20 protein-coding genes are annotated in these 24,473 nt (G+C 63.9%); 6 read left to right on the top strand and 14 right to left on the bottom strand.

Annotated elements, in window-relative coordinates; genetic code table 11:
* Positions 1-75: 75 nt before the first annotated feature.
* Positions 76-1,041 carry a GlxA family transcriptional regulator gene (locus GEU84_RS15950; protein WP_152827912.1) on the bottom strand — a complete coding sequence of 322 codons (966 nt, stop codon included), beginning with the start codon at positions 1,039-1,041 and terminating at the stop codon, positions 76-78.
* A 505-nt stretch (positions 1,042-1,546) separates the two neighbouring features.
* The gene (locus GEU84_RS15945) at positions 1,547-3,583 is read right to left on the bottom strand and encodes a tripartite tricarboxylate transporter permease (RefSeq protein ID WP_152827910.1); all 2,037 of its coding nucleotides are present in this window, start codon (positions 3,581-3,583) and stop codon (positions 1,547-1,549) included.
* Between the two features lie 241 nt (positions 3,584-3,824).
* Here GEU84_RS15945 and GEU84_RS15940 point away from each other — a divergent pair, with 241 nt between their 5' ends.
* From GEU84_RS15940 to GEU84_RS15930, 3 genes are all read left to right on the top strand, one after another.
* On the top strand, positions 3,825-4,421 hold the full coding sequence (locus GEU84_RS15940) for a cupin domain-containing protein (protein WP_152827908.1): 597 nt from the start codon (positions 3,825-3,827) through the stop codon (positions 4,419-4,421).
* 1 nt (position 4,422) lies between these two features.
* Complete coding sequence (locus tag GEU84_RS15935) at positions 4,423-5,025, top strand: cupin domain-containing protein (RefSeq protein WP_152827906.1); 603 nt, start codon at positions 4,423-4,425, stop codon at positions 5,023-5,025.
* Between the two features lie 126 nt (positions 5,026-5,151).
* Positions 5,152-5,733: a HupE/UreJ family protein gene (locus GEU84_RS15930; protein ID WP_152827904.1), complete on the top strand. Its 582-nt coding sequence runs from the start codon at positions 5,152-5,154 to the stop codon at positions 5,731-5,733.
* A 75-nt stretch (positions 5,734-5,808) separates the two neighbouring features.
* Here GEU84_RS15930 and GEU84_RS15925 read toward each other — a convergent pair whose 3' ends face one another.
* From GEU84_RS15925 to GEU84_RS15875, 11 genes are all read right to left on the bottom strand, one after another.
* Complete coding sequence (locus tag GEU84_RS15925) at positions 5,809-7,308, bottom strand: ethanolamine ammonia-lyase reactivating factor EutA (protein WP_217438586.1); 1,500 nt, start codon at positions 7,306-7,308, stop codon at positions 5,809-5,811.
* Between the two features lie 21 nt (positions 7,309-7,329).
* A complete protein-coding gene (locus GEU84_RS15920; RefSeq protein WP_152827902.1) occupies positions 7,330-8,538 on the bottom strand; it encodes a cupin domain-containing protein in 1,209 nt (402 codons plus the stop codon).
* Between the two features lie 38 nt (positions 8,539-8,576).
* Positions 8,577-9,440 carry a substrate-binding domain-containing protein gene (locus GEU84_RS15915; protein WP_152827900.1) on the bottom strand — a complete coding sequence of 288 codons (864 nt, stop codon included), beginning with the start codon at positions 9,438-9,440 and terminating at the stop codon, positions 8,577-8,579.
* Positions 9,441-9,474: 34 nt separating this feature from the next.
* On the bottom strand, positions 9,475-10,986 hold the full coding sequence (locus tag GEU84_RS15910) for an ethanolamine ammonia-lyase reactivating factor EutA (protein WP_152827898.1): 1,512 nt from the start codon (positions 10,984-10,986) through the stop codon (positions 9,475-9,477).
* Position 10,987: 1 nt separating this feature from the next.
* The gene (locus GEU84_RS15905; protein WP_152827896.1) at positions 10,988-12,220 is read right to left on the bottom strand and encodes a cupin domain-containing protein; all 1,233 of its coding nucleotides are present in this window, start codon (positions 12,218-12,220) and stop codon (positions 10,988-10,990) included.
* A gap of 546 nt (positions 12,221-12,766) precedes the next feature.
* On the bottom strand, positions 12,767-13,672 hold the full coding sequence (gene prpB, locus GEU84_RS15900) for a methylisocitrate lyase (RefSeq protein ID WP_152827895.1): 906 nt from the start codon (positions 13,670-13,672) through the stop codon (positions 12,767-12,769).
* Position 13,673: 1 nt separating this feature from the next.
* Positions 13,674-15,197, bottom strand: a complete 1,524-nt coding sequence (locus GEU84_RS15895) for a tripartite tricarboxylate transporter permease (RefSeq protein ID WP_152827893.1) — start codon at positions 15,195-15,197, stop codon at positions 13,674-13,676.
* Positions 15,197-15,637 carry a tripartite tricarboxylate transporter TctB family protein gene (locus GEU84_RS15890; RefSeq protein ID WP_152827891.1) on the bottom strand — a complete coding sequence of 147 codons (441 nt, stop codon included), beginning with the start codon at positions 15,635-15,637 and terminating at the stop codon, positions 15,197-15,199. Before GEU84_RS15890 ends, GEU84_RS15895 begins: the two co-directional genes overlap by 1 nt.
* Before the next feature lie 12 nt (positions 15,638-15,649).
* Positions 15,650-16,639, bottom strand: coding sequence for a Bug family tripartite tricarboxylate transporter substrate binding protein (locus GEU84_RS15885; RefSeq protein WP_152827889.1), 990 nt, complete (start codon positions 16,637-16,639; stop codon positions 15,650-15,652).
* Positions 16,640-16,705: 66 nt separating this feature from the next.
* Positions 16,706-18,145 carry a sensor histidine kinase gene (locus GEU84_RS15880; protein WP_152827887.1) on the bottom strand — a complete coding sequence of 480 codons (1,440 nt, stop codon included), beginning with the start codon at positions 18,143-18,145 and terminating at the stop codon, positions 16,706-16,708.
* Positions 18,142-18,819 (bottom strand): response regulator, encoded by a 678-nt coding sequence (locus GEU84_RS15875; protein WP_152827885.1) that lies wholly within the window; start codon positions 18,817-18,819, stop codon positions 18,142-18,144. Before GEU84_RS15875 ends, GEU84_RS15880 begins: the two co-directional genes overlap by 4 nt.
* 634 nt (positions 18,820-19,453) lie before the next feature.
* Here GEU84_RS15875 and GEU84_RS15870 point away from each other — a divergent pair.
* The 3 genes from GEU84_RS15870 (at position 19,454) to GEU84_RS15860 (ending at position 22,572) form a co-directional block, all read left to right on the top strand.
* Positions 19,454-19,981, top strand: a complete 528-nt coding sequence (locus tag GEU84_RS15870; RefSeq protein ID WP_152827883.1) for a hypothetical protein — start codon at positions 19,454-19,456, stop codon at positions 19,979-19,981.
* Between the two features lie 43 nt (positions 19,982-20,024).
* Positions 20,025-20,978 (top strand): Bug family tripartite tricarboxylate transporter substrate binding protein, encoded by a 954-nt coding sequence (locus tag GEU84_RS15865; protein WP_152827881.1) that lies wholly within the window; start codon positions 20,025-20,027, stop codon positions 20,976-20,978.
* Between the two features lie 73 nt (positions 20,979-21,051).
* Entirely contained in the window at positions 21,052-22,572 is a 1,521-nt protein-coding gene (locus GEU84_RS15860) for a tripartite tricarboxylate transporter permease (protein ID WP_152827879.1), read from the top strand.
* A gap of 95 nt (positions 22,573-22,667) precedes the next feature.
* On the opposite strand, the gene GEU84_RS15855 is transcribed toward GEU84_RS15860, so the two are convergent.
* Positions 22,668-24,452: a thiamine pyrophosphate-binding protein gene (locus GEU84_RS15855; RefSeq protein WP_152827877.1), complete on the bottom strand. Its 1,785-nt coding sequence runs from the start codon at positions 24,450-24,452 to the stop codon at positions 22,668-22,670.
* Positions 24,453-24,473: the final 21 nt, after the last annotated feature.

Here is a 24,473-nt window from a genome sequence, read left to right as displayed (position 1 = left end):
GACGCGCGGCAAGGGCGGTTCTTGCCCCTGCAATGCGGCGGCAAGGGCGGGTGCCGCAAAGGCACCCACCGCGCCTCATCCAGCGATGCCGAATTGCTGGCGATAGGCTGCGGGGGGCAGTCCGGTCAGCTTCTGGAACAGCTTGCGGAACGCTGCCGGGTCGGAATAGCCGACATCCCAGGCGATGCGGTCCACCGGGGTCAGCGAACGCTCCAGCGCCTCGCGCGCCTTGGCGATGCGGACCTGTTGCAGATATTCGACCGGGGTCAGCCCTGTCGCCGCACTGAACCGGCGCAGAAAGGTGCGCGCCGTCATCCCCGCCTGATCGGCGAGATCGGCCACCCCCTGCAGCGTTGCAGCATGGGCGTGGATGTGGTGCTGGCTGGCGCGGATGGCATCGTCGCCATGGTCAAAGCGTGGGATGAACTGGGCAAAAGGCCGCTGGCTGGACCGCGGCGGCTCGATCAGCAGGAACCGCGCGGTGGCCAGCATCGTGGCGGGGCCAAGCAGGCGGCCGACCAACGTGAGCCCCAGATCAGCCCAGGCGAGGATGCCGCCCGCCGTCATGATGTCGCCGTCATCCACCACCATGTGCTCGTCTGCGAGTTGCACCTTGGGAAAGCGCTGCGCAAGCTGCCGGGCAAAGGCCCAGTGCGTCGTCGCGCGCCGCCCGTCGATCAGCCCGGTTTCCGCCAGCACGAAAGCCCCGGCGCAAACCGAACACAGGGTGGCCCCGGCCGCATGATGGACCCGCAGCCAGGCTGCCGCCGCAGGCGCGGGGGCCATCCGTTCGGGCATGACGATGCTGGGCGGGGCGATGATGTGGGTCAGCCGATGCGCGGTGCCGGGGTGGCTGCCCCAGACGCAGGTGACGCCCGCGTTGTCTGCCTGCCAATGCGAGACGCGGATCGCACGCGCCTGATCACCCGTCCAGTCTTCGGCGATCCGGAACAGGTCAGTCAGCCCATAAACCGCCGCCAGCGCACAGCCGGGATAGATCAGCAGGCCGATGTCGGCGACAAGGGTAGGTTGCTGCGTCATTGTCCGAAGCGCCCCGATTGCCGCCATTTCCGCCACCGCCCTTTCTGCACCCCGGGGCGAAACTTGTCCATACCGGAACGAAACGCACCGCGATGAACCCCCGTCTGACCAGGCGGATACGCATGACAACCAGCAGCTCGAAGGCAGGACCGATGGCCTGCGGAACCGGGCCTGGAAAGGCGGCATCATTCCGCAGACAGGGTGAAGGGGCGGAACCGGTCTGCACAAAAGCGCATGAAAGCCGCACCATTGCCGTCGCGCACCGCAAGATGGCGCGACACGCCGATACAGTGCCGGACATGGCGTTCTTGCGGGCCAGAACTGCCGTCTGTGGCAGTCAGTCACAACCTTCAGGGAATGACTTTGGTCTTGGTCTGCGACTACGGCTTTGCCAATGCGGCACGCCACGGCAGGGTGATGTGAGGCGGGCCACGGATTTGAAGAAGGGATGTGGCCCGCCTGCTGTGCGGGGCCGGATGATGCTCATCCGGCCCGGACGTTGCCGCTACATCGAAGGGATCAAGGCCGCGAGTGACGGGAACCAGCCGCCGATCACGCTGTCTGGCCAGCGAATGCCAAGAACCGCCTCGAACATCACATAAAGGAACAGCGTCACACCCACGGCCATCTTGATGCGCAAGCTCAGGGCCTCGCGGTTTTCCGACCACATGAAGGCCAGGATGAACACCGGCACAGTCGGCAGATAACCGAACACCGCCATCGACAGCATGAACCCGATCAGCCAGCCAAAGAATGTCGCCGCGCGCCGCAGCACCACCGAACGCGGCTGATCACCGTCAAACACCATGTCCATGTGCATGGGTGCGCCATCGTCGGCAGGTGCCTCATCCGGGCGGCGCAGGATGCGGTTGGCAAAGCTGATGCTGATCAGCGTCAGCGCAATGCCGCCCACCACAAAGGGTGCCACCTGCGATTCAAAGTCATTGAACAGCGTGGCCTGCCACAGCATCCAGCAGATGACCACGATCAGCACCATGTGCATGGCGTCGCCGGGCACCAGCTTCAGCGGCTGGATGCCACGGGGGGGCACACCCAACCGGCGCTTGCGCAGATATTCTTCCACCGCCGGGCGGAACAGCCCGATCACAGACAGGGTCAACAAGATCACCACCAGCGGCTTGAACAGCCAGTCCGTGCCATAGCGCATGGTCGAGATGAACATGTAGCGTTCGATCAGATCACCCAGCACGAACCCCAGGATCAGCGGCGGGCGCGGCCATTTCATCTGCTTCATCACCCAGCCGATGACGCCAAAGATCAGCAGGGTGTAAAGGTCGCCCCATGCGCCCTGGCCCTGATAGGCGCCGATCATCAGCACCGACATGATCAGCGGCAGGGTCAGCGTCCAGCGCAGGGTCGCAATCTTGGCAAACTGGCCGCTGAGCAGAAAACAGGTGCCCGCGCCCAGAATGTTGGCCAGGGCGATGCTCCACACCATCGCATAGGTGATGTCGAGGTTCTTTGTCACCATTTCCGGCCCCGGTTGCAGGCCGTGGATCATGAAGGCCCCCAACAGGATCGCCATGCTGGCGCTGCCGGGAACGCCAAAGGCGATGGTCGGCACAAGGCTGCCGCCCTCTTTGGCGTTGGCGGCGCTTTCGGGTGCCAGAACACCGCGCACATCGCCCGTGCCAAAGGTCAGTTTGGCATCCTTTTCGGTGCGCGCGGCAAAGCCATAGGCGAACCAATCCACCACGCTGGACCCGAGCCCGGGGATGGCGCCAACGATGGTGCCCAGGGTGGAACACTTGAAGATCAGCCATTTGTGGCTAAATGTGTCCTTCACGCCCTGCCACATGCCCTCGCGCACGTTGAACTTCTGCACCTGCGAAACGGATGTGCGCTTTATCGCCAAATCCACCAGTTCGGGCAGGGCAAAAACCCCCAAAGCAAATGGCAGAAGGGGCATCCCGTCAAACAGGTAAAGCGTGCCCAGTGTCCAGCGCAGCTCACCGCCCTGCGGGTCGCTGCCGATCATCGCCAGCATCACGCCCATGCCCGCGACCGCGACACCGATCAGCGGGGCGCGGCCAGACAGGACCGCCACCATCGAAATGCCAAAGACCGAAAAGGCCAGCAGTTCCGGCGCACCGATCTGCAACATGATCGGCCGCAGGATCGGTATCGAGATGCCCAGAACGAACGCGCCGAAGATGCCGCCGATCATCGACGCCGTGTAGGCGGCCGACAGCGCCCGCCCCGCCTCGCCCTTCTTGGCCATGGCATAGCCGTCGATGCAGGTGGCCTGTGCTGCCGACGTGCCTGGCACCCCGAACAGGATTGCGGGGATCGAATCGCCCGTCGTGGTGACAGCCCCCATCCCCAGCAGCAGGGCAATGGCCGAGTAAGGGTCCATCCCGAAGGTGAAGGGCAGCAGCAGCGCCAGCGCCGAAACCCCGCCAAGGCCCGGGATGATGCCGATGATCAGCCCGACGAACACGCCAACGGCCAGCCATCCCATCCGCTCCAGGCTCATGAGCTGCAGGAATGCCTCGCCCGCAGCGACAAGCATAAATTCCATGTCTTTTCTTCCTCCCGTCGTGTGGCCAACAGCCTGAACGGTCTGCGGGCCACACTCTCCCCCATGCAGCCTGTTGGTTTTGGGGCAGCAAAGTAAGAGTTATATTCTGGACGCTGCCAGCTAATAAATGCTGATCGGGGGCGGCCACCGCCCGGTGTTCCGCATGGCGGACGTTCCGCATCAAAGAAAGTTGTTCCATATTCGGACTCATGCTAGCTGTCGCACCAGGGAGGACACAGCCATGACCGACGCAAAAGACGCCCCGCCCGAAAGTGCAGGGCCCGCAGGCTATTACCATTCCAAGAAGGACCGCATCTTTGTGCGCGCCATTCAGGGGGCCTACAACCTGACCGACGAGCTGGCACGGCTGCGCGCCATGCCGCGCGTGCGCAAGGCCAGCGAGATCAAGTTTGTCGATGGCCCGCAGGCCTACAGCCGCCACTATGTCGAACCGAAAGACGGCATCACCCAGACCTTTCACCTGCATCTGGAGGAATATGGCCCCGGCGGCAAAAGCCAGAAACATGGCCATGTGAACGAGGCGGCCTTCTACATTCTGGATGGCGAAGGCTATGAGGTGCATGACAACATCCGCTACGACTGGAAGGCCGGGGATGTGGCGATCGTGCACAACAATTGCGTGCACCAGCATTTCAACGCGTCAGACACCAAACCGGCGCGCGCCTTGGTGATCAAGACCAAGCCCATGTATCTGTTCATGAACATGCTGTTCCAGAAAACGGTGGAACCGCGCCACACCACACCCGCCCCCGGAGGCGAAGGTTTCGCGGCGCGCGAGGAAGAGGCCGATTTCAACCATCCCGAGGGGGGTTACTGACATGGCATGGGATGAAACCCGCAGCTGGATCGCCGGTGACGCCAACCAGCCGCTGTATCAGGCGCTGCTGGATGATGCGGCAACCGCGCCCGCCCGCAATGCCCTGCGCAAAAAGGTGGTGCGGCCCGATGAAATGCCTTGGGAAATGGCACGTCAGGGCCTGTTGAAGCACCTGATCAACGAGGCGATGAACACCCGCATGGAAACGGTCGATGCCTATATGCAGATCATTCCGCCCGGCAGCCGATCCGGCAAGCACCGCCATCTGGCCGAGGAATGCCTGTATGTGCTGGAAGGCAGCGGCTATGACCTGCATCAGGATTGCGATGTGGAGATCACTGATGAGTATTTCTGGAAACCGCAGGATCTTGTGCAGCGGTTTGACTGGGAAGCCGGCGATGTGATCTACATTCCGCCGAACACGATCCACCAGCACTTCAACGCCGATCCCGCGCGCCCGGCGCGGCTGATTTCTTCGACCAACCGCATCTTCAAATACTCGGGCCTGAACGATCTGGAGCAGATCGAGGATGCGCCGGAGTATGAAGCGGGGGCGGTGCTGACTGCCGAGACCATCCGGCAGTATCTGCGCAACCCGGGCTGACGCGCGGGGCCGCCAATGTTCCTTTATGCAGAACATGGTTCCATTTTTGATTGCCCGCCGCCGCTCTGCCGGTATGATCCGGGGATCAAAGCCGATGCCGGCGCCACACCCAAAGGAGAAGCGAAGATGAAACGCCTGTTGGCCACCCTTCCGGCCCTGCTGCTTGCGACGCCCGCACTGGCCCACCTTGACCCTGCCGAACACGGATCGCTGATGGCAGGGGCCACCCACCCGCTGTTTGGTGCCGACCATCTGCTTGCGATGGTGGCTGTCGGGCTTTTGGCCGCGACCCGTGGCGGGCAGGCGCTTTATGCCCTGCCGCTGGCCTTTGTGGGCGCGATGCTGGCCGGGTTTGTGCTGGCTCTGGTCGGCCTGCCGCTGCCGCTGGTCGAGCCGACCATTCTGGCCTCGGTCATCGTGCTGGGTGCGGTGGTTGCGGCTGCCCTGCGTCTGCCGGTGCCGGCCATGGCAGCGGTTGTCGCGGCGTTCGGGCTGTTCCACGGCTTTGCCCATGGCGGCGAGATGGGTGGCGCGGGCGCGCTGGCCTACGCTGCGGGCTTCGCCGTTGCCACCGCTGCGCTGCATGGTGCGGGCATCATGCTGGGCCGGGGCCTGTTGACCCGCCTGGCCGCAGCCAAGGGGGCGCTGGTTCTGCGCGGCCTGGGGCTGGCCACGATGTTTGGCGGGCTGGCCATCGCGGTCGGCTGACGCGACCTGTTGCAAAGGAAAACGCGCCCGGGAAAACCTGGGCGCGTTTTTCATTGTCCGGCATGCCGTGACCAATCAGGAAAACAAAAGTGACTTGATCACCACCGGCACCACGCCCGGCGGGTCCATCAATTGCCCGATATCAATGAAATCAAGGTCTTTCAGCTGCACCCCGTCCAGACATACAAGATTGCCCGCAAAGCCCAGTTCGCGTTCGATGATGCGCCCGATGCTTTGGCCCACGTCACCCTCGATGACCACGGCCAGCAGATGCTGGCGGCTTTGGCCCGCGACCAGCAGAATAGCCTCGGCCATCGCCCGCAGACGCGGATATTCCGGTATGCCCGACCAGTCGAAAGCCAGCGCCAGCGGGGCTGACAGATCGCAATCCTGAACATCGGCACGCTGGCGAAAGGCGGCGGCCAACACCACCGGGTCAAGCTCCTCCGGCAAGGGCTGGCCCAGATGCACGACAGGAATGTTGCGCTTTGGCAGGGCATCGGGCGTGGTCAGGTGCAGGGTCTTGCCGCTGACCTGCACGGTGAACTGTGACGCCCCGATCACCGTGGCCCGGATGCGCTGGCCTGCGTCCACCACCGGCACAGTCAGATTTGCCAGCCGCTTGGTCAGCGCGTCGGCCAAAGGCCGGGCGATGTCGCCGTAGTCATTGGCTTCATAGCCATAGACATATTCCGACACACCGCCGGAAAAGGTGATGAAATCCGGCGTCAGGCTGCGGTCAAGCGGTTCAGTCAGTTGCAGCGCGCGACCAAGGTCATCCAGCGGCGCGCCGGTGATCTGGTCAAACAGCAGATCGGCCAGCCGCGCGGCAATGCGCTGGCGCTGTGCCGGGTCAGCCATCTGCGCGGGTTCCGCCGCGATGCCCAGCGACTGCGCCACCAGCCGCGCCGAATCGTCGATGCGCGTCCATTCGCCAGCGGCGTCTTGCGCCAACAACCGCCCGCCCACGGCAAAGGCAGCCACGCTGGTAATCTCGCCATTGCGCAGCAACGCGAGTTTGGTCGTGCCGCCGCCGATGTCCACATGCAGGCTGACACCGCCACGCTTCGCCGACAGCGCAGTCGCCCCCGACCCATGCGCCGCCAAAATGCATTCCAGCTTGTGCCCGGCCGTGGCACAGACAAACTTTCCCGACTCGGCTGCAAAAATCTCGTCGATCAGCCGGGCATTGGTGCGCTTGATCGCCTCACCCGTCAGGATCACCGCGCCGGAATCCACATCACCGGGCGCAAAGCCCGCATCGTGATAGCTGTCGTGAAAGAAGTGCCGCAGCGCATGGGCATCAATCGTTCCATCAGGCAGGAAAGGCGTCAGCATGATCGGGCTGCGCCAGACGATGCGGCGTTCCACCACCACAAATCGACTGGAAAGTTCATGCTGTTCGCGCCGCAGGATGACGCGGGCGAACAGCAGATGCGTGGTCGAACTGCCGATGTCGATGCCGACCGTCAGCATGTCGACGGTTTCCTGCTCCCATATCGCCTGTGCGATGGCCAGCCGTTCGGCATCCGACAGGGCGGCCTCGTGCTGATGGTTGAAATCTAGGTCATGCATGGCTGTTCATTCCAAACGCGTTCAGACGGCGGGGCCTACTGACACCGGGGTTTTTATCACGCCTGTCAGGCTTTCCGGCGGCAGGGCCAGAATGGCAGGCTCATCAAACACATCGCCCATTTCCGAAGGGACGCCGGTTTTCTGCAGTTCCTCCAGATATTTGCGGTGCACGCGGTCGTCCTGATCCTCGTATTCGATCTGCCGTCCGCCCTTCTTGACGGACAAAGCCCCGCCACCTTCGGCACTTTTGCGGCGCAACGCGATGAACGGGTAGCGGCGGCTGCCCAGGCTGCATGCAAAATAGCGGGCAGGCTGATCGCAGGTGTTGAAGTGCTGGTGATACATCCAGAACGGCGGGGTATACATGAAGCCATGCTCCCACGGAATTTCCACGAATTCCTCATCCCCCTCGAACCACAAGAGCGAATAGCCTGTGCCGTCAATGGCATGGACATGGGTGCCCGCCGCATGCCGATGCGCCTTCTTGTAGCGGCCAACCGGCATCTGCGACACATGGGCATGCACCGTGCCATCGGCCAGCGCAAAGTTGACGTTGGTAGACCCTTTGCCCCTGCCCTCGAAGGCATAGAGTTTCACCTTCGACAGGTCGTTGATAAAATTGGTTTCCCAGATGTTCTGCACCTTGGTCAGTGAATCGCGGCTGTAGGAATACAGGTTTCCGCCGCCTTCAAAATGCTGCGGGTCGCCCACGCGGTCGGCAAATTCAAAGCTGTTTTCAAACACGAAATCCAGATTGTGAAACAGGTTGATGGTCAGGGGCGCGTTGTTGGTGACTGACAGCCGCGCAGGCTCGGTGCCCGAGGCGTTCAAGATCTGGTAGCGGCAGTTCAGCGGAATGGCGAACAGCGCCTTTGGCCCCCATTCGAAGGTGCGCGTCTGCCCCCCCGGCAACCAGACGATCGTGGACCCATAGCCCGACAGCACGAAAATGAACGCCTCATAGATATGCCGCACCGGGCGGGTCTTTTTCCCCGGCTCCACCTCCAGCACGTAATTTGCCATGAAATCGCCCATGCCGCGCGTATGCGCGAAACAGCCCTTGGCGTCGTAGCGGTCCCATGCCGCCGTTTCCAGATGCAGCAGGTTGTGCCCGAAATCGAGGTGGATCGGGATGCCTTCACCCTCGGACCAGCTTTTGTAGGGGTCGAGCAGGAATTTGCGGTGTTCCGGGTCGGGGGTGAGCGGCAGATCGGTGGGGTCGCTGGTCATGGCACGTCTCCGTTGATGGGTCTGGGGCGGCGGGGCGGCTAGATCGGCAGGTAAAGTTCGTCCGTCAGATAGCGGCGCGGCGTGATGGCCTGTTCATGGGAATAATCCAGCAGTCGTTGCAGGCCAAAGGCATTGGCTGCCAGCCCATAGGGCGGCGGTGGGGTAGCACCTTCGGCCACTGCCATGTCACGCGCGCGGGCGAAAAGATCGGCGAGTTCCTGCGGCAGCCAGGGATGTTGCGCCACAAGGTCGCTGCGCAGCGTCAGCGTATGGTTCACCGGCGTCACACCGCTGCGCGCAATCCATGCGCGCGCGGCGGTATCTGCATCCGGGATGACGGTGCGGATGCCTGCGGGGTCAATCTCGCGCTCGCCCATGATGGCGGCAAATTCACCGGCCAGCATCAGGTCACGCAGGCCCGGCGGCGGAGTGTAGCGCTGGCAGAACGGCGGATCGGTGTATTCCGCCAGATGCGCATCCTCCATCGTGCCCCAGCGGAGCGCGGCCAGATCCAGCCCGTATTCGTGCTGCAACACCCCGCGCACCCAGACACCCGAGGTCTGGGCATAGGCGCGCACCCCCAGCCGCTGGCCCGCCAGATCACCCGGCCCGGTTAGCGCGCTGTCGGCGGCACAGACCAGATTGGCATGGGGCAGCCTGCTCCACAGGGGAATGGCGATGCCGGTAAGGGGTTTGCCAAAGTGATGCGCCAGAAGATGCGTGACCACGGCCATTTCCGCCACATCCAGCTCATCGCCGCGGATCATCACCCGGAATGCCTTTGGCAAGGACGGGTAGTCGCGGAAATCAAGCCGAAGCCGGTCGGATGTCACCCGCCCATCGCGCAGGGGGGCGACATGATCATGTTGGCCCAAGGCCGTGCGCAGAACCAGTTGTTCCATATCTGCCCTTTCGTTGCTTTCGGTTGCGTCCGCCTCAGGCCCGTTCAAGCGCGCTGCGCCCCAAGCCCTGCGTGGGAAACACCAATGACTTGATCACCACGGGCACCGCGCCCGAAGTGGCCAGAATTGCGCCGATGTCGATGAAGTCGAACTCCTCCAGCCCGATGCCGTCGATTGATACCAGCCGCTGCACCCCCAGCGTTTCATGGCAGTGCAGCCCGACCAGCCCACCAATGTCGCCCTCGGCCACAAGCACCAGTGGATGACCCTGCGCCAGCACATCGGCCAGCCCCTCGGTGATGCCCCGGCAAAAGGCATCCAGCCGGTGATAGGTGGCCGACCCGCGCCAGCGATAGCAAATTGCCACCGGGCTGTGCCCATCTTGCAGATCAAGGCGCGTCAAGGCCAGACGCACGGCTGCGGCAACGGCGTCGGCGTCGATGGTCTGATCGAACGGCAGATCGGGCTTGATGACCGGCAGATTGCGCAGCGGCAACAGGCCGATGGGGCGCACGAATATCGTGCTGCCGCTGACCTGCACGGTGTATTGCGATGCCCCTACCACCGTCGCGCGGATGCCCTGATCGGGCTGTTCGATGCGCGCGCCCCAGCCCTCGATCCGCGCGCGGATGGCACGGGCCAGCGGCAGGCCCAGATCGCCGAAATCCTCGGTGGTTTCGGCATAGAAATATTCGGCGACGCCGCCCGACACCGCCACCACATCAGGGCGCGGCCCGGCAGGCAGCGGCGGCAGACGGTGCAGGGCCACAAGATCCGGCGGCAGATCGCCACCCTGCAATGCGGCAAACAGGTGGTCGGCCATTGCCGCCGCCAGTCGTTCGGCATCGCCTGTGGTGAGGGTCTCGCCAATCTCCAGCGTCAGCCCGATCTGCCGCGCGAAATGGCGCCCCGCCTCCTCCAGCCGGATCACGCGGCGCTGGCTGTCCACCGCCACCACCCGCGCGCCGATGTCGATGGCGCTGATATGGGCGATCGCCCCGCCCTGACACAGCGCCAGCTTTGACGTGCCGCCACCGATGTCGATGTTCAGTACCCGCGCGCCGCCACCCCGCCCCGAACGCGCCACGGCACCGGAGCCGAAGGCCGCAAGCGTGGTTTCCAGCCCATCCCCCGCGCTGACCACCACGAACCGACCGCTTTCGGCGGAAAACAGATCGCCGATGGCACGCGCATTGCTGCGCCGCACGGCCACGCCGGTCAATATCAGCGCGCCGGTGTCAATCTGTTCCGGCGTCAGCCCCGCCGCCGCATATTGCGCGCGGATGAACGCCCCCAAGGCCACCGCATCAATCGTGTCATCGGCGCTGTAGGGCGTCAGCAGCACATCCGACTGGTGCAGCAGGGTGCGTTCGACCACGATATAGCGTGTATCCAGCCGCTCCAGCACGATCTTGGAAAAGGCCAGATGCGAGGTGGACGAACCGATGTCGATGCCGACGCTGGTCAGCTCTATCTCGTCCTCCACCTCCATGCTGCGGCCGGTGTTCGAAAAGAACACCCGGCCGCCCTGTTCGTCCTCGGGCATGTCAGACAACCGTTGATCGCGCGATGGTGGTATCGGCGGGCGTTTCATACCATTCGGGCTTCATGCGGCATTCCACGCCGTTGCGGGCCAGATGCGCCTCATATTCCTTGCGGATGAAGGGGTCTTCCATCCAGTAGGGAATGGCTGTGCCACCCTCATTCACGTCAATCGCGGTGTAATCGGTGTGCTTTTCACCCGGCGCGCCCGGATCGCGGCCCGGGTTGTGCGGGCCGAACCACGCCATCAGGCGGAACGGCTCTTTCGACACGCTGAAATGCTGGTGATACCAGCGCGCGCCGCCAGGTGCCGCCGTGACCATGCCGAACTTGCCATAATCCAGCCGGCGCACCTTGTCGGCATGGCCGTCTTTCCAGGGGTTCACGCCGTATTTTTCCGGCCAGGTATAGGTATAGCCCTCGCCCTGCAAACAGATCAGGATCGCCGCCGATGTATGGGCATGCGCCTTGGAATAGCGCCCGTTTTCATGCTGGCCGAACCAGAAGTAAAAGCTGTTGTTGGTCATGAACGGCTCGACCCGGCGGTAGCCGGGCGAACGGCGGTTATCAAGCGGCAGGTCGCAATGCACGGCATCCGGGATGAAATTCGTGCGCCGCATCGCAAGGCCACGCACCGGATCAGGCTCGATCTCCTCGCGGTATTTGTAGAAATCATCCGCGCCCGAAAAGCGGTCGGTGAACACGAAGGGGTTGTTCAGCACCGCGTCGATGTTTTGCAGCGCGTTGATCACCACCGGGGCGGTGGTGCCGCCCAGCAGCAGCGCGGGCTTGTTGGTGGCGTTGACGATCCGGTGCATGGCATTCATCGGGATCGAGAACATCGAGCCTTCCTGCCATTCGAACTCATGTGCCTCGGTCTGGCCATCCAGCCACACCTCGGTTGAGCCACGGCCTTCGACGACGATGTAGATTTCCTCATACATGTGCTTTTCGGGGTTTAGCGCGCCCGCTGCGGGCACCTCGACCAGATGGCAACCCCATTTCGTTTCCGTGCCATGCAGCTGGATATAGGTGCCACGCCCACCGGTGCGGCCCCAGGGCTTCAGCGGCAGGTTCTTCACCGATGACACGCCAAGATCGCGGAACACCGGGATGCCTTCCTCCAGCATGAACTGGTCATAGGGGGTGGGCTGCTTCTTGAACTCGCCAAAGCCCGCCTTCTTGTTGCCGGCGGGTTCGTGCCAGTGGGTGCCGCCGAACTTGGGATCGTCATGCATCGCGCGTTCCTCCATCGCAATCGGGTGCCCGGCCTGCTGCCAGTGCCGAGGCATCGGGATGTTGTTCCTTTATGCGGAACTATGTTCTGCTGTCAGATTAGCGCGCTTCCCGACCTGACGCAACAGCCGCAACGCGCCCCGCAAAAGAAAGGCGCGGCCACCCGTTGCGCGATGCGAGACCCGCTGTCGATCCCGGCTTCAGAACTGCACCGCGAACCTTGGTGTCGCCTCAGCTCGCCTTCATGCCGCCTGGCTGGACCCGAAGCGAAACGACGGGGCACCGCACGACTTGGTGATCGGCGAAGAAGCGTGGCAGATATTCCCACCACAATGCGCGCCGCTCTGGCGGAAAGACGCGGGCGGAACTGGGGTTGCAGCCCATCCGACCCGGCCATGCAAAACGAATGCCGGAACGCTTACTTCATGTTGAAAGCCGCCTGCAGGACAGAAGTCCTGCCCTTGTCTGCGGTCTGATCGGGCGACATATCGAAAACGCGCAGCAGCAGACTCTAACCTCCACCGCACTCACCGTTACCGCGCGGACGATCAGCGCGGTTCCGGCAGCACGCTTTTGCTGATGGACTGGTCAAGCGCCTCGAACCCGAAGTAGTCGATCACATCGTAAAGCTGCGCGCGCGTCTGCATCTGTTCCAGCATCGGCGCGGTCGTGTCATGGTCCCGCAGCGCGGCGTAAAGCTGCTGCTGCGCATGGTTGGCCACGCGCAGGGACGAGACAGGCCAGATCACCATCCTGTATCCCAGATCCTGCAGTTCTGCGCCTGTCAGCTGCGGGGTGCGCCCGAATTCGGTCATGTTCGCCAGCAGGGGGACGCCCGGCAAGCCTTGGGCAAAGCGGCGCATCAGGTCGATATCGGTCAGCGCCTCGGGGAAAATGGCATCCGCACCGGCCTGCAGATAAAGGCGCGCGCGGGCAATGGCGGCGTCCAGACCCTCGTTCGCCAGCGCATCGGTACGGGCGATCACCACCATGTCGCGCCGGGCCTTCACGGCGGCGGCGACCTTGGCGGCCATCTCTGCGGGCGCGGCCAGCCGCTTGTCGGACAGATGGCCGCATTTCTTCGGCAGGATCTGGTCCTCGAGATGGATGGCCCCGGCCCCCGCCTCTTCGAAGCGGCGGGTCATCACCATGACGTTCAGCGCCTCGCCATAGCCCGTATCGGCATCGACCAGCACCGGCAGGCCCGAGGCACCCGCGACCTGACGGATGAAGAAGCACACATCCTCGATCGTGATCAGCCCAAGGTCGGGCAGGCCCATCGACGCGCTCATCGCGGCCCCCGACAGATAAAGCCCCTCAAACCCCGCCGCGCGCGCCTGCAGCGCCGCCTGCCCGTTATGGGCGCCGGGCAGGCGGTAGATGTCCGGCCGGTTCAGGCGGTCGCGAAAGCGACGCCCGGCTGAAACAGGATCGTGCCGTGCGAGCCAGGTCATCTCAATCGTCCGACAGACGCGCTTCGGGGGGCAGCACCCGGCGCAGCAGACGCGGCAACAGCAGGATTCCCGCAGCCGCCAGCCAAAGCGCGATGGCGATCGGGCTGGACCACAGGATCTGCATTTCGCCGGCCGACAGCGACAGGGCGCGGCGCAGGTTGGTCTCCAAGATGCCGCCCAGCACAAAGCCCAGGATCAGCGGCGCCATCGGCACCTGCATGCGGCGCAGCCAGTAGGCTGCAGCCCCGACGACAACCATCAGGATCAGATCGAAGCTGGCGGACTTGCCGGAATAGACCCCGACCGCAGAGACGACGACGATGAAGGGCACCAGCACCCAGGCCGGCACCGACAGCATCCGCGCGAACACGCCCACCAGCGGAATGTTCATCGCGAGCAGCATGACGTTGCCGATGAACAGCGAGGCGATCAGGCCCCAGACCAGCTCTGGCTGCGAGGTGAACAGCATCGGCCCCGGCGTCAGGTTGTAAAGCGTCAGCACCCCCAACATGATCGCCGTGGTGCCCGAGCTTGGGATCCCGAGCGTCAGCATTGGGATGAAGTTGGAGTTCGAGGCCGAGTTGTTGGCCGCCTCGACCGTCGCCAGCCCCCGCAGGTCGCCCTTGCCGAACCGGCTCCCTTCGGGGTCGTTGCGTTCGGTGATCTTGCGTTCGGTCGAATAGGCCAGCGCCGAGGCGACGGTGCCGCCGGCGCCCGGCAACAGGCCTATGAAGAAGCCGATCCCCGCCCCGCGCAGGGCTGCGGGCAGGGTGAAGCGCATTTCCTTGAAATTGAACAGGTTGCGTCCCATTCGTTCGATCTTGACCGAAACCCCGTCGCGGTGGCTTTGCAGCAGGATCAGCAGCTCCGAGATCGCAAAGAGCCCGATGACCAAGGTCGAGAAGGCCAGCCCGTCGATCAGGTTCGGCATGTCGAACGTATAGCGCATGACACCGGAATTGGCGTCGATGCCAATGGTGGACAGGGCAAGGCCGATGCCGGTGGCCAGCAACGCCTTGATCGGCTGGTCTGACAGAAGACCGGTCAGGCAGGCAAAGGCGAAGATCATCAGCGCGACATATTCCACCGGTCCGAAGGCCAACGCCCACCGCGACAACACAGGCGCGGCCAGCACGATGCCCACCGTCGCCAGCACCGACCCGAGGAAAGAAGTCCAGGCCGACAGCGACAGCGCCACCCCGGCAAGCCCCTGACGCGACAGGGGGTATCCCTCCAACGCGGTCATCACGGCGGATGCCTCGCCGGGAACGTTGATCAGAATGGCGCTGATGCGCCCGCCATATTCCGACCCGATATAGATCGCGGCCATCAGGATCATCGAGCTTTCGGGCGGCAGGCCAAGAGCAAAGACCACCGGCACCAGCATGGCCACGGCATTGACCGGGCCAAGCCCCGGCAGCACGCCGACCATGGTGCCCAACACGGCGCCAACCGCCGCCAGTGCCAGATTCATCGGGGTGCCCGCGACGGCAAATCCCGTCATCAGAAGGGTCAAGGTTTCCATCAGAACAAGCCCCCCAGAATGCCCGCGGGCAGGACCACGTCCAGCCCGCGGTCGAACAAGAGATAGGAGCCGACTGACAGCACCGCGCCCGACACCGCCGCCTGAACCCAGCTTGCCCCGAAGATCCGGGCGACGATTCCCGACATCAGGAAAGTCGCGGGCACATATCCCAGACGCTCGAAGATCACGGCGTAGACCAGCAGCGTCACCGTCAGCATCACGATGCCGGTCATGGTGCGGTGGCTGACAGCCTCTGCATCATTGCCGCCGCCGATCAGCAGGATGACCCCGCACAGCGCGATCAGGCCCGCCGTCAGCATCGGAAAGGCACGCGGGCCCACCGGCTCGTAGGCGAAGGGCGCAACCAACCCCCAGCCAAAGGCTGCGAGGGTGGCAGCCATGAGCAATGCCATGGCCCCAAGGCTTCTGTTACTGCTCATGGCGCGGGGTCCTTACTGCTGAACCAGTTCGAATTCGGCAGCCAGCGTGCGATACTTGGCAACCGCCTCGGTGACAAAGCTGTTCAGCTCATCCCCGGTCATCGGCAGCGGCAGCAGGCTGCGGCTTTCCAGCAGCGCCCCATAGCCCGGTGCCGCCATCGCGGTCTCAAAAGCCTCGACCCACCACTGGTAATCCGCATCCGAAACCTCGGGGCCGACATAGAACCCGCGCACGATCGGCCATTCGATGTCGAAGCCCTGTTCGGCAGCCGTCGGCACCTCTGCCAGCTTGCCTGGCAGCCGTTCGGGCGCAAACACCGCCAGCAGCTTCAGCGGTGCGCCACCATCGATGGCCGCCTGGCTGTCGCCGACATCGTTCATGCAGGCATCGACATGCCCGCCCTGCAGCGCGGTGGCACAGTCGCCGCCGCCTTCGAAGGCGACAAAGCGCATGGACTTGTGGTCGATCCCGGCGGCGCGCGCGGTCATCGCGGCCTTCATCCAGTCCTGGCTGCCGATGGTGCCGCCAGCGCCCAGGATCACCGAACCCGCATCGGCCTTGATCCCTTCCATCATCGCGGAAAGACTTTCCCACTCGCTGTCGGCCGGCACCACGACAGCACCGTAATCGGTGCCGATCGACGCTACCCAACGCACGTCCGTCTCGTCATGCGCACCGAACTTGCCCTGCGCGAGGTTCAGCAGAGAGCCGGCCGAGAAGGCGACGATGGTCCCCGGCTCGTCCGTGCGCTGGCCGACGATGGTGCTGTAGGCCACGGCGCCGATGCCGCCGGGCATGTAGGACACCCGCAGCGGCGCATCGAGCACGGCGGCATCGGTCAGCGCGGCCTGGGCCAGTTTGCAGGTGATGTCGAACCCGCCGCCCGGCTGTGCGGGCGCGATACATTCGGGCCGGTCCGGCGCGGCCGAGGCCAGCGTGGCGGACAGGACAAACAACGGTGCGGCCAGCGCTGTGGCGCGGCCCTTCGTGATGCGGAACATGGCTTCCCTCCCAAGGATAATGACGGGCCTCCCGAGCCCATTGCCCACGTTACGACAGCCAAGCTTTCAACCGGCTTTCAGTCCTGCGTGTTTTTTGGGCAGATGCAGACTGGCCAACAGACCACCCGGCGCGCGGTTGGCCAGGACCAGCCTGCCCCCCATCGTCGCCATGATCTCCTGCACGATGGCAAGGCCCAGCCCGGTGCTGGCAGACCAGCTGGGCCGAGTCCGGGGCAGGTTGAAGCGCAGCCCCTGATCGAGCCTGCGCAGAAGGTCGTCGGACACTCCGGGCCCTTCGTCACGCACCGCGATCACCGTCTGCTCCGCGTCGTTCTGCACCGACATGACGATCACCCCCCCGGCCGGGCTAGCCGTTATGGCGTTCTGCAACAGGTTGCTGACCGCCTCGAACAGCAGCGCCTCGGTCGCGTGGACCGCCCCGGCATCGGCTGGGGCATCGACCTCCAGCACGATCCGCCGCTTGCGGGCGCTTGGCAGATGCAACCGCACAACCCCGTCCAGCAGCGCAGAGAGATCGACCTCTTCCGCCGCCGAACCGCTCCACAACGCGCTGTTCCGGGCCAAAGCCAGGGCCAGTAGCTGGCTGGTCAGGTGCGACGAGCGGTCGGTGATCTCGCGCATTGCGCGCAGCACGCCGTGAAGGGCTTCCGGGTCGTTCAGCTGCAGGCCCCGGTCGATCTGCGCGCGCAGCACGGCCAGCGGCGTTTTCAGCTGGTGCGAGGCATCCTCGATATAGCGCCGCTGCGCCTCGCCCTGAATGCGGTGGCGGTCGACAAGGCGGTTGACAGATCGCACCAGCGGCTGCACCTCGCGCGGCAGCCCCGCCGGATCCATCTGCCGCAGGTCATCCGAGGCGCGAAGATCCAGCCGGTCGCGCAGCGCCCGCAGCGGCCGCAACCCGGCATGGACACCCACCGCCAGCAGCAGCGCCGCGGCCAGCAGCGCCGCCAGATCGCGCAGCATGGTCCGGCTGATCACGGTGCGCAGAAACGCCTCGCGCGATTCCGTCGTCTCAGCGATCTCGATGATCAGGTTCTGCCCCACAGCCCCGTAAAGCGGCGGATCCAGCGGACGCATGTAGGCACCGACCCGGATGGGCCGGTTGAAATAGATGGCGTCATAGAACACCACCTGCCCCACCGTCAGCGGCGGCGGCGCGGGCAGCAGCGCGTCACCGATCTGGACCAGACCGTCATCGGTCGAAACCCGGAACAGCACCTCTCCCTCTGCCGTCGCCTGAAAACTTTCGAACAGCGGATAGGGCAGTTCGACCCCAAGCCCGCCGCTTTCGGTGGAAATGCGCAGGTCGATCGCCCGGATCGCGCCGCGAAGCGAGCGATCATAGGCGCTGTCGGCCACCTCGCGCAGGGTCTTCATCGACAGCATCAGGCTGGCGACCATCAGGAACAGCAGGATCGGCAGCATCCACAGCGCCAGTGTCCGCCACAGCGGGCGGCCCGGTGCGGGGGCTGCGGCGCGGGTCATGCGGCACCCTCGTCATGTTCCAAGAGGTATCCAATGCCGCGCAGCGTGACGATCTGCACCGGCGCCTGCGCCAGCCGCTTGCGCAGGCGGTGCACGATCACCTCCACCGCCTCGGGGTTCATGTCGCTTTCCATCGACACCAGCCGGTCGATGATCTGCTGTTTGGACAACGGATCGCCCAGCTTCTGGATCAACAGCCGCAAGACCGCATGTTCGCGCGGCGACAGGGCCAGCACGTCGCCCGCAAGCGTAAACCGCTGCCCGGCCTGATCGAAGCTGAGCGGCCCGCAGGCATAGACCCCGCGCGCCCGGCCATGGCTGCGGCGGATCAGGGCGTGGATGCGCATCTCCAGCTCTTCGATGGCAAAGGGCTTGCCCATGAAATCGTCCGCGCCATCGCGAAGCAGTGCGACCCGCTGTGCCAGACTGTCCCGCGCCGTCATCACCAGCAGCGGCGTTTCGTTGCCGCCCGCCTTGAGCCGGGCCAGCAACTCGGCCCCCGTCATCAGCGGCAAGCCGAGGTCCAGCAGGATCAGGTCATAATCCTCGGCGGCGATCCGGTGCTCCGCGCTGCGCCCGTCCTCGGCCCAATCCACCTGAAAGCCGCGCCCGACAAGGCTTTGCGCCAGCCACTCCGCAAGATCCTGGTCGTCCTCGACAAGCAAAAGCCGCATGATCACTGCCCTGTATTGGGATCAGCACAGGTTAACCGACAGCTTCGCAAAGAGCGAAGGATAAACCTCGATGGTCGGATCGGCACGCTTGCCCCGCGTCGTCACTCGGGTGGTTCCCAGAACGCTGCCGCAACTTCTTTGCCCGCAGCTGGATCGTCTGTCGGACCGGGTCGGGCATGGCTAGCCTGGGTCGACCCTCGACAGATCCGAGATCGTCCATGCCTTTGGCAGATGGCTTCGTGGCGCTTGAGACAGCTGGACCACCACTCACAGGCATCGGACCCCCAGCCGGTTGCCGCAGGATGGCGGAAAAGAATTCCACCTTCGCTTCCCCTTGACCGCGCGGGGGAATTGCCACCGTTCCGACGGCAGGATTCATCCGCAAGTTTGCCTGAATTGCTGCGCAGCAGAAAGTGGCCCGATGAAATAATGCTTCCTTCGCAGCAAATTTCGTTCCTCTATGCAAAACGGCATCCCATTGACAGCGGAACACATCCGGCCCTACGGTGCAGGCGAGGCCTGAAATGCGTTGTTGCCACCTGTGGAGGAGAGGTGCAGCGCATGTTCAGGCAGGCTGCCACACAAAGACACTGGCACCGCAGCCACCACTCGCGCGCCAGGTTGGGGAGTGACCATGGACGACACACAGCACCCTGCACAAAGCGATACGCCCTGGATCATCCGGTCATGGGTTGCCCCGGTGGTGCTGATCGGCATCGGGCTGGCCATGTTGACGGTCGGCATGGGCTATCGCGAAAGCGCGGCGCGGTTTCCGACGGCAGTGGGTGGCCTTCTGGTGATCTTTGCCTGCGTTGACCTGTGGTGCCGCAGCACGCTGCCCGGGGCGGCCGGCATGGCGGATTTCTGGGGTGCAGGGTTTGAACGGCGCGAGATGCCGTTTGATCCGCCCTTGCGTTCCGAGCTTGCAGAGATCGGCTGGGCCATGGCGTGCCTTTTCGGGATGGCACTGGTCGGCATTCTGCCGACCTTGCCGCTGTATTGCGGTGGATATGTCTGGCTGCGCGGCAGGTTGCCCTTGCGCACGGCCGCAATGGTGGGCGGCGGCATGCTGATCTTCACCTACACCGTGTTCGAGTTTCTGCTGGATTACGATCTTTACCGCGGAATCCTGTTCACGCCGGGCGGCATGGCGGCCTGGTAGGCCCCTGCCCTGTCCATTTCCGTCTCATGGGAGGAGACCCTAGATGACCGCACTTCTGAAAGCCGGCCTGATTGCACTGGCCACAACCGCGCCCGGCGCCGCACTGGCCGAATGGCCGGTGGACAAGCCCATCACCTTCGTGATCCCCTATGGCCCCGGCGGCGGGTTTGACACCATCGTTCGGGTTCTTGCGCCCGAACTGGAGGCCCGGCTGGGCACCACCGTCACCCCGGAAAACATTCCCGGGGCATCCGGCACGCGCGGCGGTCAGGCCGTGGCCCGGGCCGAACCCGACGGTTACACCATCGGCATCTACAACATCCCTGGCCTGACGGTCAGCCAGGCAACCGAAACCGACATCGGCTTTGAACTGGGCGATGTGACCTGGATCGCCAATATCGCGTCCGATCGCTATGCCCTTGCCGTGGCCAAGGATTCGCCGATCACCACCGTGGCGGAACTGTGCGCGCTTGACCGGCCGATCCGCCTTTCGGACACCGGCGTTGACAGCACGTCGTCGATCACCGCCGTGATATCCTTTTCGATCATCGGCTGCGAGATCCAGAACATCACCGGCTACAGCGGGTCAAATGAGACCATGATCGCGGTTATGCGCGGTGAGGTGGATGCAACGCTGAAACCCCTGAATTCGATGCAGGGCTATCTGGAATCCGGCGATCTGCGGCTGCTGGCCACCCTGTCCGAAGAACCGCTGGTCGAGGGCATCCCGACCACGACCGAACTCGGATACCCCGAGATATCGTCCTTTGGCCTGAACCGCGTGGTGGGCGGCCCCCCCGGCATGCCCGAAGATCTGGTCAAGAAGCTGTCGGATACGTTCATGGAAATCACGGCATCGCCGAAGTTCGTCGAATGGGCGGCCTCGACCGATACTGGGCTGTTGCCGCTTGACGCCCCGGCGACCGAAGCGCTGATGCTGGAACTGGCGAAGTTCTATGAAAAATATGCGCCGCTGCTGTTGCAGACCAAGGGCTGACCTTTCCACCGGCAGAACGCCATTTGCGTGCCCGCAAGAGGGCATGCACCCCAGCAAAAAGAAGTGAAACGCCATGGGACTTGACGCGCTGTTCGGCGCTTTTGCGATGATATTCGCCGGCGGAAGTCTGCTATACTTGCTGTCGGGTATGATGGTCGGCTTGTTGTTCGGCATCATCCCCGGGTTGGGTGGCACCACCGCACTGGCCCTGCTGATACCTGTCACCTATGCGCTGGACCCGCTGGATGCGATGTATCTGGCGGGCGGGGTCATGGGGGCCGTGTCCTTCGGCGGTTCCGTCACGGCGATCCTGCTGAACACGCCCGGTACCGCGCCCAGTGCCGCGACGGTGTTTGACGGCTATCCCATGGCGCTGCAGGGCCGTGCGGGGCAAGCCATTGGCGCTGCGGCCTCATCCTCGGCGCTTGGCGGGATCATCGGGATCTTCACGCTGCTGTTGTTCATGCCCTTTGCCCGGCAGGTCGTGCTGTCCTTTGGCCCGTCGGAGTTTTTCCTGCTTGCAGTGCTGGGGCTGAGTGCGATTGCGATTTCTGTGCGTGGCAAGCTGTTGCGCGGGCTGATCGCAGGTCTGCTGGGGTTGCTTCTGGCTTTTGTCGGCGCGGACGCCATCACCGGCGATCTGCGCTACACTGGGGGGTTTGACTACCTGTGGGACGGCATTCCGCTGGTGCCTACACTGACCGGGCTGTTTGCGATCTCGCAGATGATCGAACTGGCGCTGAAGGGCGGCACAGTCGCCGAAAAATCCAGCGCCAACATGAAGATCACCGGCGTGTGGGAAGGCATCTGGTCATCCTTCAAACATTGGGATGCCCTGCTGCGCGGATCACTGATCGGGACGCTGATCGGCGCGGTTCCGGGGTTGGGCGGCACTGTTGCGGCGTTCCTGTCCTATTCCTCCACCGCACAAAGCGACAAGGATCCTGACAGTTTCGGCAAGGGCAACATCCGCGGCGTCATTGCCCCAGAGGCCGCGAACAACGCCAAGGATGGCGGCAGCCTGATCCCCACCGTGGCTTTCGGCATTCCGGGCAGCGCGGAAATGGCGATTTTCCTGGCCATCCTGGTGCTGCATGGCATCAGCCCCGGCCCCGCTATCCTGATCGAGAACGAGCGCGAGATCTATGGCCTGATCGTGGCCCTGACGCTTTCAACCGTGTTTGCATCGGTGATCGGCCTGATGTTCACCCGCTGGATGGTCAAGATCACCCATGTCAACGTCTCGATCATCGTGCCGCTGGTCATCGCGATCTCCCTCACGGGCGTGTATGTTCTGGAAGGCCGCATGGCCGACGTGGTGCTGACCATGGTCATGGGCCTTGTCGGCTATATCATGATCCGCTTCGACTATCCGCGTCTGACGCTGATCATCGCGCTGGTGCTGGGCGAAACGGCGGAACGGTCGTTCCACATGGTCAACCTGATCTCTGACGGAAATCCGGTGGGGTTCATGGTCGCGCGTCCGATATCGGTGATCCTGATCCTGTGCACGATCGGCACCTTCCTGCTGCCGCTGCTGCGTCGCAAGATGGCGAAACGCCGTGTGGCAAGAAGCCTGGTTGCCAAGCCCTGAGGCCGGCGGATCAGCCAAATGCCAAAAGACCCGGGGTTTGCCGCCCCGGGTCTTTTGCTATTCATACCCTGCCCTAGACTGGTGCAGGGCAAGGCTCAGCGGTGCTGGGTGATGATGTCAACCAGCGCGGGCTTGCCGGATTTCACCACCGCGATGGCGCGGCGCAGGGCGGCGGCCACATCGGCGGGGTTTTCGATCGGGCCTTCGCCATACATGCCCATGCCACGTGCGATGGCGCCGAAATCGGGTTCCGGATCAAAGATGTCCATGCCGATATGGGCTTTTGATTCATCTGTGCCGCGCTGGCGGGCCACACGGATCTGATGCTCCCAATCATTGTAATAGGCGCGGTTGTTGAACATCACGATCAGGATCGGCAGGCGGTGTTTGGCCGCCGTCCACAAGGCCCCCGCATCGAACATCAGGTCGCCATCGGGTTGCAGCGCCACCACCAGCTTGCCGGTATCCTTGTGCGCCAGCGCACAGCCCAGCGACAGCCCGATCTCGGTCGAGGTGCCCAGTGAACGGCCCGGGTGCTGATAGGGCTTGTCAAAGTTCCACAGCTTGCGCGCCCAGTCTTTCAGCGTGCCGTTTGACAGCACCCAATCCTCGTCCTTGATCACATCCCACACCTCCTGCGCCAGACGCGGCAGGGTCAGGGGGCTGGCATCGCGGTTCACCAGCGCCTGCGCTTCCCATTTGGCGAACAGGGCGGTGCTGCGTTCGGCAAACATCGCCTTTCTGGCATCCACCCTGGCCTGCAATTCCGGCGAGGCCGCCAGCTTTGCTTTGGCAATCGCCACCATCTGCGGCATCGCCAGACGCGGATCCCCCAGCGCCGAATGCGATTTGGTCAGGTAGCGGCCATAGTCCAGTGCCCATGACCCGATGCCGATCTCGTGGAAACCCACCTCCATCCACAGCACATCGGGTTTCAGGTGCGACACCACGGTGCGGCTGGTGCTATCAAGCTTGGCGGTGGCCTTTTCCCAGTCGCGCGCATCCAGCGCGAGGATCGCATCGGTCTTGCGCAGGTTTTCTGTGCACATCGACAGGTTCTGCGGGTGGCGGCCGGGGAAACACAGCGAGCCGTTGAGATCCCAGACCGCGACACCCAGCGTTTCGGCCAGTTCCACCAGCTTGTCGAAGCTGCCCTCATGACGACCCGAGTATTCGGCCATGATATAGGGGCATTCGGCGGCCAGCAGCGCATCGACAATCGGCTCCAGCGCCGCTGGATCGGCCTGCATCGGTGCCGGGGCCAGTGCGGTGCCCGGCGCGGGCATGCGGATGTCGGCGGTCAGCTTTTCTTCCTGCAACATGGCGTCGTAGCACATGTAGATCGGGCCGGCCGGTTCCGTCACCATGCTGGAATAGGCGCGCTGGAAACTGTCAACCACGCCATGAATGGTATGCGGCTGATAGTCGAACTTGGTGAAATTGCGCACCGCCTCGCCCTGGTTCATCGCTGTATGGCTCCAGTCGCTGCGCGGGCGGCGGCGGCTTTCGTCCATCGGGCCGGTCGCGCCGATCACGAACACCGGGGCGCGGTCCACGAAGGCGTAGTAGATCGCCATCTGCCCGTGCAGCAGGCCCACCAGATCATGCACGATGCAGGCCATCGGCTCGCCGGATGCGCGGGCGTAGCCATGCGCAATCTGCACCGCCGTTTCCTCATGCTGGCAGACCAGCATGTTGGGGCTGTTGTCGCCATAGTTCACGATGCTGTCGTGCAACCCGCGAAAGCTGGCACCCGGATTGATGGCCACATATTTGAACCCGTAATGCTGCATCAGATCGACGATCACGTCGGACTGATACTTTTCATAGGCGTCGCGGTCATAGCCCGGAACGGCATCCAGCGGCTTTCCGTCTTCCATGGTGGTCCTCCCTTTTTGGAT

This window comes from Fertoeibacter niger (assembly GCF_009380135.2).
Taxonomy (GTDB): domain Bacteria; phylum Pseudomonadota; class Alphaproteobacteria; order Rhodobacterales; family Rhodobacteraceae; genus Fertoeibacter; species Fertoeibacter niger.
This window is presented reverse-complemented; position numbering and strand designations above follow the sequence as displayed.

Bases quoted from the DNA above. Each gene is read 5' to 3' on its own strand.
- GEU84_RS15875 (WP_152827885.1), bottom strand. From the start codon at position 18,819: ATGCGGCTTTTGCTTGTCGAGGACGACCAGGATCTTGCGGAGTGGCTG.
- GEU84_RS15885 (WP_152827889.1), bottom strand. From the start codon at position 16,639: ATGTTCCGCATCACGAAGGGCCGCGCCACAGCGCTGGCCGCACCGTTG.
- GEU84_RS15925 (WP_217438586.1), bottom strand. From the start codon at position 7,308: ATGCATGACCTAGATTTCAACCATCAGCACGAGGCCGCCCTGTCGGAT.
- GEU84_RS15935 (WP_152827906.1), top strand. From the start codon at position 4,423: ATGGCATGGGATGAAACCCGCAGCTGGATCGCCGGTGACGCCAACCAG.
- GEU84_RS15910 (WP_152827898.1), bottom strand. From the start codon at position 10,986: ATGCCCGAGGACGAACAGGGCGGCCGGGTGTTCTTTTCGAACACCGGC.
- GEU84_RS15855 (WP_152827877.1), bottom strand. From the start codon at position 24,452: ATGGAAGACGGAAAGCCGCTGGATGCCGTTCCGGGCTATGACCGCGAC.
- GEU84_RS15895 (WP_152827893.1), bottom strand. From the start codon at position 15,197: ATGGAAACCTTGACCCTTCTGATGACGGGATTTGCCGTCGCGGGCACC.
- prpB (WP_152827895.1), bottom strand. From the start codon at position 13,672: ATGACCTGGCTCGCACGGCACGATCCTGTTTCAGCCGGGCGTCGCTTT.
- GEU84_RS15920 (WP_152827902.1), bottom strand. From the start codon at position 8,538: ATGACCAGCGACCCCACCGATCTGCCGCTCACCCCCGACCCGGAACAC.
- GEU84_RS15915 (WP_152827900.1), bottom strand. From the start codon at position 9,440: ATGGAACAACTGGTTCTGCGCACGGCCTTGGGCCAACATGATCATGTC.
- GEU84_RS15860 (WP_152827879.1), top strand. From the start codon at position 21,052: ATGGGACTTGACGCGCTGTTCGGCGCTTTTGCGATGATATTCGCCGGC.
- GEU84_RS15905 (WP_152827896.1), bottom strand. From the start codon at position 12,220: ATGCATGACGATCCCAAGTTCGGCGGCACCCACTGGCACGAACCCGCC.
- GEU84_RS15950 (WP_152827912.1), bottom strand. From the start codon at position 1,041: ATGACGCAGCAACCTACCCTTGTCGCCGACATCGGCCTGCTGATCTAT.
- GEU84_RS15865 (WP_152827881.1), top strand. From the start codon at position 20,025: ATGACCGCACTTCTGAAAGCCGGCCTGATTGCACTGGCCACAACCGCG.
- GEU84_RS15945 (WP_152827910.1), bottom strand. From the start codon at position 3,583: ATGGAATTTATGCTTGTCGCTGCGGGCGAGGCATTCCTGCAGCTCATG.
- GEU84_RS15870 (WP_152827883.1), top strand. From the start codon at position 19,454: ATGGACGACACACAGCACCCTGCACAAAGCGATACGCCCTGGATCATC.
- GEU84_RS15940 (WP_152827908.1), top strand. From the start codon at position 3,825: ATGACCGACGCAAAAGACGCCCCGCCCGAAAGTGCAGGGCCCGCAGGC.
- GEU84_RS15890 (WP_152827891.1), bottom strand. From the start codon at position 15,637: ATGAGCAGTAACAGAAGCCTTGGGGCCATGGCATTGCTCATGGCTGCC.
- GEU84_RS15930 (WP_152827904.1), top strand. From the start codon at position 5,152: ATGAAACGCCTGTTGGCCACCCTTCCGGCCCTGCTGCTTGCGACGCCC.
- GEU84_RS15880 (WP_152827887.1), bottom strand. From the start codon at position 18,145: ATGACCCGCGCCGCAGCCCCCGCACCGGGCCGCCCGCTGTGGCGGACA.